13 protein-coding genes, 1 pseudogene and 1 riboswitch are annotated in these 13,967 nt (G+C 62.1%); of the genes and pseudogenes, 9 read left to right on the top strand and 5 right to left on the bottom strand.

The annotated features are described in order from the left end of the window. Positions 1-62 precede the first annotated feature (62 nt). The 3 genes and pseudogenes from ATY75_RS04070 to ATY75_RS33765 form a co-directional block, all read right to left on the bottom strand. Positions 63-875, bottom strand: coding sequence for an ABC transporter ATP-binding protein (locus ATY75_RS04070; protein WP_088936552.1), 813 nt, complete (start codon positions 873-875; stop codon positions 63-65). Further along, positions 872-1,678 (bottom strand): ABC transporter permease, encoded by an 807-nt coding sequence (locus ATY75_RS04065; RefSeq protein WP_088936551.1) that lies wholly within the window; start codon positions 1,676-1,678, stop codon positions 872-874. Before ATY75_RS04065 ends, ATY75_RS04070 begins: the two co-directional genes overlap by 4 nt. A 17-nt stretch (positions 1,679-1,695) precedes the next feature. Further along, positions 1,696-1,806, bottom strand: a pseudogene (locus tag ATY75_RS33765) (HMP/thiamine-binding protein); the annotation flags it as partial. Further along, positions 1,797-1,910, bottom strand: a riboswitch (TPP riboswitch). (Overlaps the previous pseudogene by 10 nt.) 262 nt (positions 1,911-2,172) lie before the next feature. On the opposite strand from ATY75_RS33765, the gene soxR reads away from it, so the two are divergent. From soxR to ATY75_RS04020, 9 genes are all read left to right on the top strand, one after another. Further along, positions 2,173-2,637, top strand: coding sequence for a redox-sensitive transcriptional activator SoxR (gene soxR / locus ATY75_RS04060; protein ID WP_064840949.1), 465 nt, complete (start codon positions 2,173-2,175; stop codon positions 2,635-2,637). Between the two features lie 143 nt (positions 2,638-2,780). Further along, the gene (locus ATY75_RS04055; protein ID WP_064840948.1) at positions 2,781-3,551 is read left to right on the top strand and encodes an SDR family oxidoreductase; all 771 of its coding nucleotides are present in this window, start codon (positions 2,781-2,783) and stop codon (positions 3,549-3,551) included. 103 nt (positions 3,552-3,654) lie between these two features. Further along, entirely contained in the window at positions 3,655-3,996 is a 342-nt protein-coding gene (locus ATY75_RS04050; RefSeq protein ID WP_064840947.1) for a metalloregulator ArsR/SmtB family transcription factor, read from the top strand. A gap of 71 nt (positions 3,997-4,067) precedes the next feature. Further along, the gene (locus tag ATY75_RS04045) at positions 4,068-4,961 is read left to right on the top strand and encodes a LysR family transcriptional regulator (protein WP_049733485.1); all 894 of its coding nucleotides are present in this window, start codon (positions 4,068-4,070) and stop codon (positions 4,959-4,961) included. Between the two features lie 134 nt (positions 4,962-5,095). Beyond that, positions 5,096-5,575: a formate dehydrogenase subunit gamma gene (locus ATY75_RS04040; protein WP_088936550.1), complete on the top strand. Its 480-nt coding sequence runs from the start codon at positions 5,096-5,098 to the stop codon at positions 5,573-5,575. Beyond that, positions 5,572-7,128 (top strand): NADH-quinone oxidoreductase subunit NuoF, encoded by a 1,557-nt coding sequence (locus ATY75_RS04035; RefSeq protein WP_088936549.1) that lies wholly within the window; start codon positions 5,572-5,574, stop codon positions 7,126-7,128. Before ATY75_RS04040 ends, ATY75_RS04035 begins: the two co-directional genes overlap by 4 nt. A 63-nt stretch (positions 7,129-7,191) precedes the next feature. Then, entirely contained in the window at positions 7,192-10,071 is a 2,880-nt protein-coding gene (gene fdhF, locus ATY75_RS04030) for a formate dehydrogenase subunit alpha (RefSeq protein WP_088936548.1), read from the top strand. A gap of 37 nt (positions 10,072-10,108) precedes the next feature. After that, a complete protein-coding gene (gene fdhD / locus ATY75_RS04025; protein ID WP_088936649.1) occupies positions 10,109-10,933 on the top strand; it encodes a formate dehydrogenase accessory sulfurtransferase FdhD in 825 nt (274 codons plus the stop codon). Next, positions 10,923-11,168, top strand: coding sequence for a formate dehydrogenase subunit delta (locus ATY75_RS04020; protein WP_064840942.1), 246 nt, complete (start codon positions 10,923-10,925; stop codon positions 11,166-11,168). The genes fdhD and ATY75_RS04020 overlap by 11 nt, the downstream gene beginning before the upstream one ends. A gap of 149 nt (positions 11,169-11,317) precedes the next feature. Here the strand turns inward: ATY75_RS04020 and ATY75_RS04015 are convergent, their stop codons facing one another. After that, positions 11,318-13,096, bottom strand: coding sequence for a PAS domain-containing methyl-accepting chemotaxis protein (locus tag ATY75_RS04015; protein WP_088936547.1), 1,779 nt, complete (start codon positions 13,094-13,096; stop codon positions 11,318-11,320). A 284-nt stretch (positions 13,097-13,380) separates the two neighbouring features. Then, entirely contained in the window at positions 13,381-13,857 is a 477-nt protein-coding gene (locus ATY75_RS04010) for a chemotaxis protein CheW (protein WP_003567163.1), read from the bottom strand. Between the last annotated feature and the right edge of the window lie 110 nt (positions 13,858-13,967).

The following is a 13,967-nucleotide window of genomic DNA, read 5'->3' as shown; positions in this document are numbered from 1 at the left end:
TGACCTCCTCAGGTCTCTGGAGCATGATGCCGAAAAGCGTGAGCAGTTCTCGGCATCATGCTCTAACTCTTTAAATGAGAACAGGATTCAGATTTCAGGCCGACCGGCTTAAGATCATCCTGTTCAAGCGGATGCAGCAGGGTTTGCAGGATTTCGGTTTCGATCGCCTGGGCCGCCGGCGAGCCGAGATCGGCAATGCTTCTCGGACGGGGCAGGGGAACGTGGAATTCGCGGATGATACGCGCCGGACGGGCCGAAAGCACGTAGATGCGGTCGGAGAGAAACACCGCCTCGCGGACATCGTGGGTGATCAGCAGCGCCGTCCAGCGGTGTTCGGTCCACATGCCCTGCAGCCATTCCTGGATCTGCGTGCGCGTCAGCGCATCGAGCGCGCCGAAAGGCTCGTCGAGCAGCAGCATATCCTGGGTCTGGACGACGGTGCGCAGCAGTGCTGCGCGCTGGCGCATGCCGCCGGATAGTTCGGAGGGATAGTGGTGTTCGAAACCGGCAAGGCCGAAGCTCTCGAACAAAGGCGCCACAGCGGCGCGGGCCGCGCGACGGCTCATGCCCTTTACCTCGAGGCCGAGGGCGGCATTGTCGATGATCCGGCGCCAGGGCATCAGCGCATCACGCTGCGGCATGAAGGCGAAGGAATGCGGCGCTTCTTCCAGCGGCGCGCCGTTGAAAAGCACGGTGCCGGAATCGGGCCGAAGCGCCTGCGTCAGCAATCGCAGCACCGTCGATTTTCCGGAGCCGGACGGGCCGACGATCGAAACGAACTCGCCGTTTGCGATGCTGAGCGATATATCGCCCAGCACCTCCATGCCGTCGAAAGATTTCGCGATATTGCGCAGTTCAACCATTTTGTCGCTCATCGGCGCCGCTCCCCGGATGGCGGCCAGGGCATCAGGAGGCGCTCTATCAACAGCGTCAGGCCGAAGAGGCAGAGGGTCAGCACGGCGCTGACGACGACGGCGGCAAGCACGAGATCGGGACGGAAATTGTTCTTGGCGTTGAGAATATAGATGCCGAGGCCGCTGGCGGCGCCGGCATATTCGGCAAAGATCGCGCCGACGACGGCATAGGTGATCGAGATTCTCAAGCCGGCGAAGAAATAGGGCAGCGCGGAGGGAAGCCGCGCCAGGCGGAAGATGCGCCAGCGGCTCGCCTTCATTGAGTTCAGGAGTTCGGCGATGTCGCGGTCGGTCGATTCATAGCCCTGCAGCAGGGCGACGAGCAGCGGGAAAAAGGTGACGAGCGCCACCAGCAGGATCTTCGGCAGGAGGCCGAAACCGAACCAGAGGACGACAAGCGGCGCGATTGCCACCAGCGGCAGGGTCTGGCTGGCGATGAAGATCGGCAGCAAGGCCCGACGCATGAAAGGCGCAAAGTCCATGAGGATCGAAGCGCCGAAGGCGAAGGCCAGCGACAGGGCAAAACCGCCGAGTGTAGCGCCGAGCGTCGGCCAGGTGTTTGATATCAGCGCCGCGCGGTTCAGCCAGCCCTGGAGGACGATGCGCGAAGGCGCCGGCAAGATGGAGGGCTTGATGCCGGAAAGACCGACATAGAGTTCCCATGCCGCCAGAAAGGCGAGGCCGGCGAGCAAGGCGGGCAATGCCCGGTACAGGGCGGCGCTGAGCGCGGCAAGGCGCGAATCCAAAGGTCGTGGCAGTGTCATCAGCGTTTGATTTCGGCCTCGATGCGCAGCCGGTCGCGATAGGGATCGAGCGCCTTGACGGCATCGAGAATGATGCCGACGACATTGTCCGGCATCGGATAGAGTGACACTTCTTCGTCTAAGAACATCTGAACCTCGCTCCGCTGGCATTACCCAGATCAGCTTTGAAGGGTCCAGAGGCTTGCACCTCGCATCTCAGCCCCGGCAATACGGAGCTCCCCTGTATTTCGGCGGAAACTATCACCCGGGTTTTCGTCCCGCAACCGCAAAATTGCAAACCCGTCCGCTCGGTTGGAATGGATCTGATGAAGGGAAACACCCGAGCGGAGGTCCCGCCCGGGTGCTCCTCGGTGGGCCCGTACCTGCCGGGAACGGGACCGCAGCTTGCTGCCTCAGGCGGCGATATCGGCGTGCGCCCGCGGGCGTCCGATCGGGCTTTACGATTGCAGGCGCAAGGGTTATAAAACCTCAACTAATATTGAGGTCAAGAGGCGATGGATAGGATTCCGGCAGCGCCGCCCGGCAAGCTCCTGACAGTCGGCGAGGTGGCGGAGCGCAGCGGCCTGGCCGTCTCGGCGCTGCATTTCTACGAGACCAAGGGTTTGATCTCGAGCATCCGCTCCCGCGGCAACCAGCGGCGCTACGGGCGCGACGTGCTTCGCCGCCTCGGGATCATCAAGGTGGCGCAGCGCGTCGGCATTCCGCTTGCGGAAATCCAGGCGGCGTTCCAGTCCCTGCCGCAGGGGCGCACGCCGACGGCCGCCGACTGGCAGACGCTGTCGGCACGATGGAAGGACGATCTCGACGCACGAATCAGTCGGCTGAGCCTGTTGCGCGACCGCCTGGCCGGCTGCATCGGCTGCGGCTGTCTGTCGATCGAAAGCTGTCCGCTGCGCAATCCGTGCGACCGGCTCGGCAAGGAAGGACCGGGTGCGCGGCTGCTGGAGACCGAAAACTAGTATGCGGGAGAACCAGTCGCTTCAGGGAGAGGCCGCGTCTCTTCGGGAAAGACCGAGCTGCCGGAAAGATCGATGCCTGCCTTTCTTTCGGTCGCGGTGCTCATATGTTAAGGGCGAGTGACGCAACCGAGGAGGACGGCTTCGTGTTTCATCCCAGACTGTTCGAAAATCGCAATGTCGTCGTCACCGGCGCCGGCCGCGGCATCGGCCTCGAAGTCGCTCGGCAGTTTCTGGATTGCGGCGCGAAGGTCATCGTCCATACCGGGCGCAAGCCGGGGCGGGACCTGCCGGATTTCCTGCTGACGGCCGAATCGGAAAGACGGGCGCTGCTGCTGCATGCCGATTTCTCCGCCGCCGGCGGGGCGGCGCAATTTGCCGAAGATGTTCTCGCTTTCTTCGACAAGGTGCATGTGCTCGTCAACAATGCCGGCACGATGCTCGGCCGTTTCCCGGCTGCCACGCTGACAGACGCGGAATATGAGGCGGTCATCCGGCTCAACCAGACATCGGTGGTGGCGCTGACGCGCGCCTTGCTGCCGGCATTGAAGGCGGCCGAGGGTGCTGCCGTCGTCAACACCGTTTCGATCTCGGCGCTGACCGGCGGCAGCCCCGGTTCCTCGATCTATTCGGCCTCGAAGGCGTTCGTCGCCACCTATTCCAAGGCGCTTGCCCGCGAGCTTGCCCCGGACGGCATCCGCGTCAACTGCGTCTCGCCGGGAACGATCGAGACGGATTTCCACGAGCGCTATTCCTCCAGGGAAAAGCTTGAGCAGACCCGGAAATCCATCCCGCTGCAGCGGCTCGGCACGTCGGAGGATTGCGCGCCCGCCTATCTGTTCCTGGCGGCTCCTTCTCTCTCCGGATACATTACGGGCCAAGTCCTCGAGATCAATGGCGGCCAGCTTATCTGCTGATTTACTTGGACCTTTTTTGGCATTTCATCACTATTGACCAATTCGGTTGTGCGAATATGCTATTGTGCTGATCTACCACATCGCCTCCCTTCCGAGATATCGAATGCCGTTGCCCAAACCGGAGCCGGGGATGACCGGCCAGGACTTGCACATACTCGCTGGAAAAGCCCATGAAGCGAGCGATCTGCTGAAAGCTTTGGCGCATCACACCCGGCTTCTGATCCTCTGCATACTGGCGAAACAGGAGCGGACGGTCGGTGAAATCGAAAATATTCTCGGCATCCAGCAGGCGATGGTCTCGCAGCAACTCGCGCGTTTGCGGCTCGAAGGCCTGGTCAATACCCGCCGTCAGGGCAGGATGGTTTACTACAGCATCGGCAATGTCAGCGTGCTGGCCTTCCTCGAATCGCTGTTCGATCTTTTTCCGATTGCAGAAAACTGTTAGCGACCATCCCTTGCGAAGCGCGGCTGCTATGTCGAAGATGAGGCCGGACGCTGGATGCAGCGGGAGACCGGATGATCGACAAGCTGGAATTCTTCATCGCCCTTGCCAATGAAAAACATTTCGGCCGCGCCGCCGAAGAATGCGGGATTTCACAGCCGACGTTGTCGGCCGCAATCCGGCAGCTCGAGGATCAGCTCGGCGTCATGTTGGTGCAGCGCGGTTCGCGGTTTCAGGGGTTGACGCCGGAGGGGCAGCGCGTGCTGGAATGGGCTCGCCGCATCGTCGGCGACGCCCGCACCATGCGCGAGGAGATGCGCGCGGCGCGCCGCGGTCTTTCCGGCCATATCCGTCTCGCCGCCATTCCGACGGCGCTCGCCATGCTGTCGCGCATCACCACGCCGTTTCAGGAGCGGCATCCCGGCGTCACCTTCTCGATCGTCTCACGCAATTCGCTGCAGGTGCTGAGCATGCTCGAAAACCTCGAAATCGATGCCGGCATCACCTATCTCGAAAACGAACCGCTCGGCCGTGTCACCAGCGTTCCGCTCTATGCCGAGCGTTACCATCTGATCACGGCTGCAGGCAGCCCGCTGTCCGATCGCGACAATGTGACCTGGAAGGAGGTCGGCGATCTTCGGCTTTGTCTATTGACCGCCGACATGCAGAACCGCCGAATCATCAATCGGCACCTGACGGAAGCAGGCGCGAGTGTGCATCCGACGCTGGAATCCAATTCGATGATCGTGCTGTTCTCGCATGTTCGAACCGGACGCTGGGCGAGCATCATGCCGCGCAATGTTGCCAAATCTTTCGGTTTTCCCGTGGAAATCCGCATGATTCCGATCGTCGAGCCGGAGGCGCATCATCTGGTCGGGCTCGTGGCGCCTTACCGCGAACCATTCACGCCGCTCGTTTCGGCCTTGCTGCACGAAGCGCGGGTGCTCGTGCGGGATGAGGAACTCTGATAGAAAAAACCTATCGATCCACAGGATAGCTTTATTGATCGCGCTCGGCTTCCCTGAGATGCTGGTTATGGAATGGTGATTGGCTGGGGAGTCTGCCATTCCCGTAACGAGCAAGCGGCTGGGAGGGCTGCCTTATGACCATTCATATCGCCGAAGGCGATATCACAGCGCGCACCCGTGCCATCATCGCCGAGCTTCGCTTTCTCGAAGGGCCGCTGCTTCCCATTCTGCACGAGGTTCAGGAAGAATTCGGCTATGTGCCGCAGGAAGCCGTGCCTGTGATAGCGGAGGAACTGAACCTTTCCCGCGCCGAGGTGCATGGTGTGGTGACCTTCTATCATGATTACCGCGACCATCCGGCCGGCCGGCATGTGCTGAAGCTCTGTCGGGCCGAGGCCTGTCAGTCGATGGGCGGCGATGCAGTGGCCGAACGTGTCAAGACGCTGCTCGGCATCGATTTTCACCAGACGACGCTCGACGGCAGTGTGACGCTGGAACCGGTCTACTGCCTCGGGCTCTGCGCCTGCGCCCCGTCGGCGATGCTCGACGGCGAGGTCTATGGCCGGATTGACGATCAGACGGCGGCCGAACTCGTTGCGGAGGCACGCCGATGACAGTCAGGATTTATGTTCCGCGCGATGCCGCTGCGCTGGCGCTCGGGGCCGGAAAGGTGGCAAAGGCGATTGCCCAGGAGATCGCCGCCCGCGGCCTTGATGTCGAGATCGTGCGCAACGGCTCGCGCGGAATGTTCTGGCTGGAGCCGCTGGTCGAAGTCGAGTGTGCCGGCAAGCGCATCGGCTACGGACCGGTGAAGGTAAAGGATGTGCCCGTTCTGTTCGATGCCGGGATCATCGATGGCGGCGAGCACCCGCTCTGTCTCGGGGAGGTTGAAGACCTCCCGTTCCTGAAGGAACAGACCCGCCTGACCTTCGCCCGCTGCGGCGTCATCGATCCGCTCTCGCTGGCGGATTACGAAGCGCATGGCGGCCTTGCCGGTCTTCGCCGCGCCGTTTCGATGGCGCCTGCCGAAATCGTCAAGGAAGTCACCGATTCCGGCCTTCGCGGACGCGGCGGCGCGGGTTTCCCCACAGGCATCAAGTGGAAAACCGTTCTCGATGCCGCTGGCGACCGCAAATATATCGTCTGCAACGCCGATGAGGGCGACAGCGGCACCTTTGCCGACCGGATGATCATGGAGGGTGATCCCTTCGTGCTGATCGAGGGCATGGCGATATCAGGACTTGCCACCGGCGCCACGAAGGGCTTCATCTACACGCGTTCGGAATATCCGCATGCGATCGCTGCGATGAGCGAGGCGGTCGGCATCGCGCGCCAGGCAGGGATTCTCGGCCCGTCGGTGCTCGGCTCGGGCCGCGCTTTCGATATCGAGGTGCGCACCGGCGCCGGCGCCTATGTCTGTGGCGAGGAGACGGCGCTGCTGAACAGCCTCGAAGGCAAGCGCGGCGTCGTGCGCGCCAAGCCGCCGCTGCCGGCGCATCAGGGGCTGTTTGACTGTCCGACCGTCATCAACAACGTGATCTCGCTCGCTTCCGTGCCCGTGATCATGGAGAAGGGGGCGGCCTTCTATCGCGATTTCGGCATGGGCCGCTCGCGCGGCACCATCCCGCTGCAGATCGCCGGCAATATCAGATATGGCGGTCTTTACGAAACGGCCTTCGGTCTTTCGCTCGGCGATATCGTCGACAGGATCGGCGGCGGTACGGCGACAGGACGGCCGGTCAAGGCCGTGCAGGTCGGTGGGCCGCTCGGGGCCTATTTCCCGCGGGCACTGTTCGACACGCCGTTCGATTACGAAGCCTTCGCTGCCAAAGACGGGCTGATCGGCCATGCCGGCATCGTCGTCTTCGATGACACCGCCGACATGCTGAAGCAGGCGCGTTTCGCCATGGAATTTTGCGCCGTCGAAAGCTGCGGCAAGTGCACGCCCTGCCGCATCGGCTCGACGCGCGGCGTCGAGACGGCCGACAAGATCGCCCATGGCATCGAGCCGGAGAAGAACCGGGCGCTGCTCACCGATCTCTGCAATACGATGAAATTCGGCTCGCTCTGCGCGCTCGGCGGTTTCACGCCCTATCCGGTCATGAGCGCAATGACGCATTTCCCGGAGGATTTTTCGCCGGCGCCGATGGTGGAGGCTGCGGAATGATGGCTTTCTACCGGTCAGCTCCCTCCGAATTGCTCATTTTCACTTCCAGACAGGAGGCCGACCATGTCTCTCATCCATGAAATCGACTACGGCACTCCCGCTTCGACATCCGAGGTGATGGTGACGCTCACCATCGATGGGCAGCAGATCAGCGTGGCGGAGGGCACCTCGATCATGCGCGCTTCGATGGAGGCCGGCATCGAGGTGCCGAAGCTCTGCGCCACCGACATGATCGACGCCTTCGGCTCCTGCCGGCTCTGTCTCGTCGAGATCGAGGGCCGCAACGGTACGCCGGCCTCCTGCACGACGCCGGTGGCGGCCAACATGGTCGTGCATACGCAGACGGGACGGCTGAAGGATATCCGCCGCGGCGTGATGGAGCTTTATATTTCCGACCACCCGCTCGACTGTCTGACCTGTGCAGCCAACGGCGATTGCGAATTGCAGGACATGGCGGGCGCCGTCGGCCTGCGCGACGTGCGCTACGGCTATGACGGCGACAATCATGTCAGGGCGCGCAACAATGGCGAGATCAATCTGAAATGGGCGCCGAAGGACGAGTCCAATCCCTATTTCACCTTTGATCCTTCCAAATGCATCGTCTGTTCGCGCTGCGTGCGCGCCTGCGAGGAGGTGCAGGGCACCTTCGCGTTGACGATCGAAGGGCGTGGTTTCGGCTCCAAGGTTTCATCGGGTGCGCATGAAGCCTTCATCGATTCCGAATGTGTCTCCTGCGGGGCCTGCGTCCAGGCCTGCCCGACGGCGACGCTGACGGAAAAGTCGGTGATCGCGATCGGCCAGCCCGAGCATTCGGCCGTCACCACCTGCGCCTATTGTGGCGTCGGCTGTTCCTTCAAGGCGGAAATGCGTGGCGAGGAGCTGGTGCGCATGGTGCCGTGGAAGGACGGCCAGGCCAATCGCGGCCATTCCTGCGTCAAGGGCCGCTTCGCTTACGGTTATTCCACCCACAAGGACCGCATCCTCAACCCGATGATCCGCGAAAAGGTCAGCGATCCCTGGCGGGAGGTGAGCTGGGACGAGGCCTTCGCGCATGTAGCGTCGGAGTTCCGCCGCATCCAGTATCAATATGGCCGCGAGGCGATCGGCGGCATCACCTCCTCGCGCTGCACCAATGAAGAAACCTACCTGGTGCAGAAGCTGATCCGCGCCGGCTTCGGCAACAACAATGTCGATACCTGCGCCCGCGTCTGCCATTCGCCGACCGGCTACGGCCTCGGCCAGACATTCGGCACCTCGGCCGGCACGCAGAATTTCGACAGCGTCGAACAGTCCGACGTCGTCGTCATCATCGGCGCCAATCCGACCGACGGCCATCCGGTGTTCGGCTCGCGGCTGAAGAAGCGGCTGCGCCAGGGCGCCAAGCTCATCGTCATCGATCCGCGCCGCACCGATATCGTCCGCTCGCCGCATGTCGAGGCCTCCTATCACCTGCCGCTGCAGCCCGGCACCAATGTCGCCGTCATGACGGCGCTGGCGCATGTGATCGTCACCGAAGGGCTTTTTGACGAGAAATTCATCCGCGAGCGCTGCGACTGGTCGGAGTTCGAGGATTGGGCCGGCTTCGTCGCCGAGCCGCAGCACAGCCCCGAACAGACCGAGATTTTCACCGGCGTGCCGGCGGCGGATCTGCGCGGCGCGGCAAGGCTCTATGCCAAGGGCGGCAACGGCGCGATCTATTACGGTCTCGGCGTCACCGAACACAGCCAGGGCTCGACCACCGTTATCGCGATCGCCAATCTGGCGATGGCGACCGGCAATATCGGCCGTCCCGGCGTCGGCGTGAACCCGCTGCGCGGCCAGAACAATGTGCAGGGCTCGTGCGACATGGGTTCCTTCCCGCACGAACTGCCGGGCTACCGGCACATTTCCGACGATGCGACGCGCGATATTTTCGAAAAGCTCTGGGGCGTGAAGCTCAACAACGAGCCGGGCCTGCGCATTCCCAACATGCTGGACGCGGCGGTCGACGGTTCCTTCAAGGGCCTGTATGTCCAGGGCGAGGACATTCTCCAGTCCGACCCCGATACGAAACATGTCGCGGCAGGCCTTGCGGCGATGGAATGCGTCGTCGTGCAGGACCTGTTCCTCAACGAGACCGCCAACTACGCCCATGTCTTCCTGCCGGGCTCGACCTTCCTCGAAAAAGACGGCACCTTCACCAACGCCGAGCGCCGCATCAACCGCGTGCGCAAGGTAATGTCGCCGCGCAACGGTTATGGCGACTGGGAGGTGACGCAGAAACTTGCCCAGGCGATGGGGCTCGACTGGAACTACACGCATCCGTCAGAGATCATGGACGAGATCGCCGCGACGACCCCGAGTTTCGCGCTCGTAACCTACGATTATCTCGACAAGATCGGCTCGGTGCAGTGGCCCTGCAACGAACAGAGCCCGCTCGGCTCGCCGATCATGCATGTCGACGGTTTCGTGCGTGGCAAGGGCAAGTTCATCCGCACCGAATATGTGGCGACCGACGAGCGCACCGGGCCGCGATTCCCGCTGCTGCTGACCACCGGCCGCACGCTTAGCCAGTACAATGTCGGGGCGCAGACGCGCCGCACCGAGAATGTCGTCTGGCACGCGGAAGACCGGCTGGAAATCCATCCACACGATGCCGAACAGCGCGGCATTCGCGACGGCGACTGGGTGAAGCTCGGCAGCCGCTCCGGGGACACGACGCTGAGATCCCTGATTACCGATCGTGTTGCGCCGGGGGTCGTCTATACGACCTTCCATCACCCCAATACGCAGGCAAACGTCATCACCACCGACTTCTCCGACTGGGCGACGAACTGCCCTGAATACAAGGTGACAGCGGTGCAGGTGTCGCCCTCCAACGGACCGAGCGAATGGCAGCGTGGGTATGACGAGCAGGCACGGCAATCGCGCCGCATCGCCGGCAAGCTCGAGGCAGCGGAGTGAAAATGCGGGAGTGGTTTGGCAAGAAGAGATTTCCATCATGACCTTCCAGACCACCGCCCATGCTCCTGAAACCGCCCGCCGCAACGGCCTCATGCACTCCGGCTCTCGCATCGTGCCGGAAGAGGTGCCGATTGCCTTTTCCTATGGCGGCAGCTCGCATGCGGTGATGATGGCAACGCCCGATGATCTTGAGGATTTTGCCGTCGGATTCAGCCTGACCGAAGGAATCATCACAGGGCCGGCGGAGATATCCGGCGTCGAGGTCGTCGCGGCTGAGCAGGGGATCGATGTGCAGGTGAGCCTGGTCGACGACGTCGCCAACCGGCTGCGGGCCCGCCGCCGCAGCATGGCGGGGCCGGTCGGCTGCGGCCTGTGCGGCATCGAGTCGATCGAGCAGGCGGTGCGGCCGGTGCCGGATGTCTCGGCATCGCCGCTGGCGCTGTCGCATGCCGACATCGTCCGGGCCGTTTCGCTGCTGAACGAGGCGCAGCCGCTGCATCGGGAGACGCGGGCGGTGCATGGCGCCGGCTTCTACCTTCCCGCCAAGGGATTGCTTGCCGTGCGTGAAGATGTCGGCCGGCACAATGCGCTGGATAAACTCTGCGGCGCCGTCATCCGTGCCGGCGAAAGCGGCGGGAGCGGGGCCGTCGCTGTCACCAGCCGGCTCTCGGTCGAGATGGTCCAGAAGGCGGCGATCCTTGGTTCTCCCGTGCTGATCGCCATTTCGGCGCCGACCGCTCTCGCCATCCGCACGGCCGAGGCGGCCGGCATGACGCTCGTCGCGCTGGTGCGCGGCGAGGATTTCGAGATTTTCACCCACCCGCACCGCATCTCGCCCGAAAGCATTGCCGATGTCGCATGATACCAAGGCCAAGCTCGTCTATATGGCAAACCAGATCGCCACCTTTTTCAAGAGCCAGCCGGCAGATGAAGCCGTGCAGGGCGTTGCTACCCATATCAACAAATTTTGGGAGCCGCGGATGCGGCGGCAATTGTTCGAAATTCTCGAAAAGGAGGAAAACGGCCTGGATGCCCTTGTGCTGCAGGCCGCTCCGATGATCCGTAAGCCCGAGCCGGAAGCAAATCAGGCCAGGTAGTATTGATCGGTTCATGCAGGAAGGGAGCAGGGGCAAGCTGTCTTGCGAATGGGCCTGCTTGGGCGCTCCTTACCGCGTATGCCGGGCAGTAAGATCAAGTGCCGCCGTGCGGCGGCAGCTTAAAATGGCAATGTGCCGGAAGGCTGGCATCAAAACTCTTCCCAGCTCTGTGCGGCTGCAGCAGTCGCGCCGTTGGCCTTGGCGACCCGCGAAATCAGATGCAGCGCCGGCGAGCCTGTCTGCCTTGCTTCCAGCCTGCCGGCGGTCTGCGGCCCGGCCTGAGTCAGGGTCTGACCGGGTAGGCGGAATCGTGTCAGCAGGACCCGCAGCGTTTCGGCTTCCTTTGCCAGGCTATGGCTGGCGGCGGTACTCTCCTCGACCATGGCGGCATTCTGCTGGGTTGCCTGATCCAGCGTATTGACCGCCTGGTTGATTTCCTTGAGGCCGGTTGCCTGTTCCCGAGAGGCTTCGACGATGGCGGAGACATTACCGTCGATATCGCCGACCTGGGCGACGATCTCCTCGAGCGCCTTACCGGTCTGGCCAACGAGGCCGACGCCGTTTTTAACGAGGTCGCTCGACGTATTGATCAGCGCCTTGATCTCCTTGGCCGCCTTGGCGGAACGCTGGGCGAGTTCTCTGACCTCCTGGGCGACCACGGCGAAACCCTTGCCGGCTTCGCCGGCACGCGCCGCCTCAACGCCGGCATTCAGCGCCAGCAGATTGGTTTGGAAAGCGATTTCGTCGATGACGCCGATGATGTTGGTGATCTCGCGAGAGGACTGCTCGATTTGATCCATGGCGGCAACGGCGTTGCGGACCACGACGCCCGATTGCTCGGCGCCCTGCTTCGTCACGGCGACGAGGCGGCCCGCCTCATGGGCGCGGCGGCTGGAATCGTTGACGGTGGTGGTGATCTCCTCGAGCGCGGCTGCGGTTTCTTCGATGGATGCGGCTTGCTGTTCGGTCCGCGTGGAGAAGGAATCGGCCGATGTGCCGATTTCCCGCGAGCCGGCGGCGATTGCGCCGGCATTCTCACCGATCGTTTTCATCGTCTTGGCAAGACCGTTGATCGTGGTGTTGAAATCGTGGCGCAACTGCTCCATCGATGGAACGAAGGGCGTGTCCACCGTCCTTGTCAGATCGCCTTCGGAAAGATGGCGCAGCGCATCGCCAAGCTGGGAAATCGCGCTCATGCGCTGGGTGACATCGGTCGCGAACTTCACGACCTTGTAGACTTTGCCGTCGGCATCGACGATCGGGTTATAAGCCGCCTGGATCCAGATTTCACGGCCGCCCTTACCGAAACGGACGAATTCGTTGGCGATGAACTCGCCATTGGCAAGGCGCCGCCAGAAGCTGCCATACTCCTCGGTGCGGGTATAGGCCGGATCGCAGAAGATGCTGTGATGCTTGCCGGTGATCTCGGCTAGGGAATATCCCATGGCCTGGCAGAAGTTCTCGTTCGCCGTCAGGATGTCGCCGTTGGGTTTGAATTCGATCACCGCCTGCGAGCGCGAGATCGCTTCCAATTTGCCGGAATCCTCGATCGATTTCTTCTTCGTGGCGGTGATGTCGGACGCGAATTTCACGACCTTGAACGGCTTTCCACCTTTTGAAACAGGATTATAGGAAGCCCGGATCCATATCTCGCGATTGCCCTTGCCAAGACGCTTGTATGCGCCGGCATCATATTGCCCGCGTCCGAGCCGCGCCCAGAATTCGCGGTACTCCGCGGTTGCGGTATAGGCCGGCTCGCAGAAGATGCTGTGGTGCTTGCCGATGATTTCGCTCAGGCTGTATCCCAGCGCGTTGCAGAAATTCTCGTTCGCCGTCAGGATATTGCCGCTGAGGTCAAATTCGATGATCGCCTGCGATTTCGAGATGGCGTCAAGAATGTATTTCGAATCGGAAGCTAGACCAAACATTCCTGTCCCTTTGAGATGCACAGCTTTCGCTGTTTCGGCCGGAGAAGCGAGGGGCGGACGTGGTGTGCCGGTGCCGGGAAGGACCGATAGCCGGTTATCACTCCCATGTACCGAAAACTCACCATCCGTATGCTGGTCACCATATTGAGGGAGCGTGGTTAATATTACGTATAAAAGCTATCGCTAATAATAGGATGAGATAATGAACGCCGCGATTACCTGGGGCGCACAAAAAACCGCCCGGGACGGGCGGTTTTCAACTCTTCGAATTGTCTTGATGGCGATCAGGCCGCCAGTTCATCCGTCTCGTTTTCCTTGAACATCTTGGCGAGGTTCAGGAAGCAGATCATGCCATTTTCCGAGGCGATGATGCCTTCGCAATAGGCGCGGTCGAAGGAGGCGGTCACCTCAGGCACCGGCTGGACCTGGCTGGAGGAGATGGTGAGAATATCCGAGACACGGTCGACGAGCATGCCGATGACCATGCTGTGAACTTCGGCGACGACAATGGCGCTGCGTTCGTTGGCGACCGTGCTCTTCATGCCGAGCTTGTAGGCAAGGTCGATAATCGGGATGACCGAGCCGCGCAGGTTCATGACGCCGATGACATCGGCCGGCGCATGCGGGATCGGCGTCGACGGCGCCCAGCCGCGAATTTCGCGGATGGTCGTGGTCTTGACGCAGAATTCCTGATCATGCAGGCGGAAGGCAATGATTTCGAGCGTATCGCCGCTGAAGCTTGTGGAATTGATCGTGGTCATAGAATTCTTCCCAACTGTCGTAAGCCAGGGCAGAAGCGGGCACGCCACCATTGGCGCGGACAAGCTTTGCCTTCACACCACGCGATGGCTTTGCGCTCGGCCAAGCATCG

Origin of the sequence: Rhizobium sp. N122 (assembly GCF_002211295.1) — a bacterium.
Taxonomy (GTDB): domain Bacteria; phylum Pseudomonadota; class Alphaproteobacteria; order Rhizobiales; family Rhizobiaceae; genus Rhizobium.
Note: the sequence above shows the minus strand (reverse complement) of the source record. Positions and strands in the feature narration are given on the sequence as shown.

Bases quoted from the DNA above. Each gene is read 5' to 3' on its own strand.
- ATY75_RS04070 (WP_088936552.1), bottom strand. From the start codon at position 875: ATGAGCGACAAAATGGTTGAACTGCGCAATATCGCGAAATCTTTCGAC.
- ATY75_RS04065 (WP_088936551.1), bottom strand. From the start codon at position 1,678: ATGACACTGCCACGACCTTTGGATTCGCGCCTTGCCGCGCTCAGCGCC.
- soxR (WP_064840949.1), top strand. From the start codon at position 2,173: ATGGATAGGATTCCGGCAGCGCCGCCCGGCAAGCTCCTGACAGTCGGC.
- ATY75_RS04050 (WP_064840947.1), top strand. From the start codon at position 3,655: ATGCCGTTGCCCAAACCGGAGCCGGGGATGACCGGCCAGGACTTGCAC.
- ATY75_RS04045 (WP_049733485.1), top strand. From the start codon at position 4,068: ATGATCGACAAGCTGGAATTCTTCATCGCCCTTGCCAATGAAAAACAT.
- ATY75_RS04040 (WP_088936550.1), top strand. From the start codon at position 5,096: ATGACCATTCATATCGCCGAAGGCGATATCACAGCGCGCACCCGTGCC.
- ATY75_RS04035 (WP_088936549.1), top strand. From the start codon at position 5,572: ATGACAGTCAGGATTTATGTTCCGCGCGATGCCGCTGCGCTGGCGCTC.
- fdhF (WP_088936548.1), top strand. From the start codon at position 7,192: ATGTCTCTCATCCATGAAATCGACTACGGCACTCCCGCTTCGACATCC.
- fdhD (WP_088936649.1), top strand. From the start codon at position 10,109: ATGACCTTCCAGACCACCGCCCATGCTCCTGAAACCGCCCGCCGCAAC.
- ATY75_RS04020 (WP_064840942.1), top strand. From the start codon at position 10,923: ATGTCGCATGATACCAAGGCCAAGCTCGTCTATATGGCAAACCAGATC.
- ATY75_RS04015 (WP_088936547.1), bottom strand. From the start codon at position 13,096: ATGTTTGGTCTAGCTTCCGATTCGAAATACATTCTTGACGCCATCTCG.
- ATY75_RS04010 (WP_003567163.1), bottom strand. From the start codon at position 13,857: ATGACCACGATCAATTCCACAAGCTTCAGCGGCGATACGCTCGAAATC.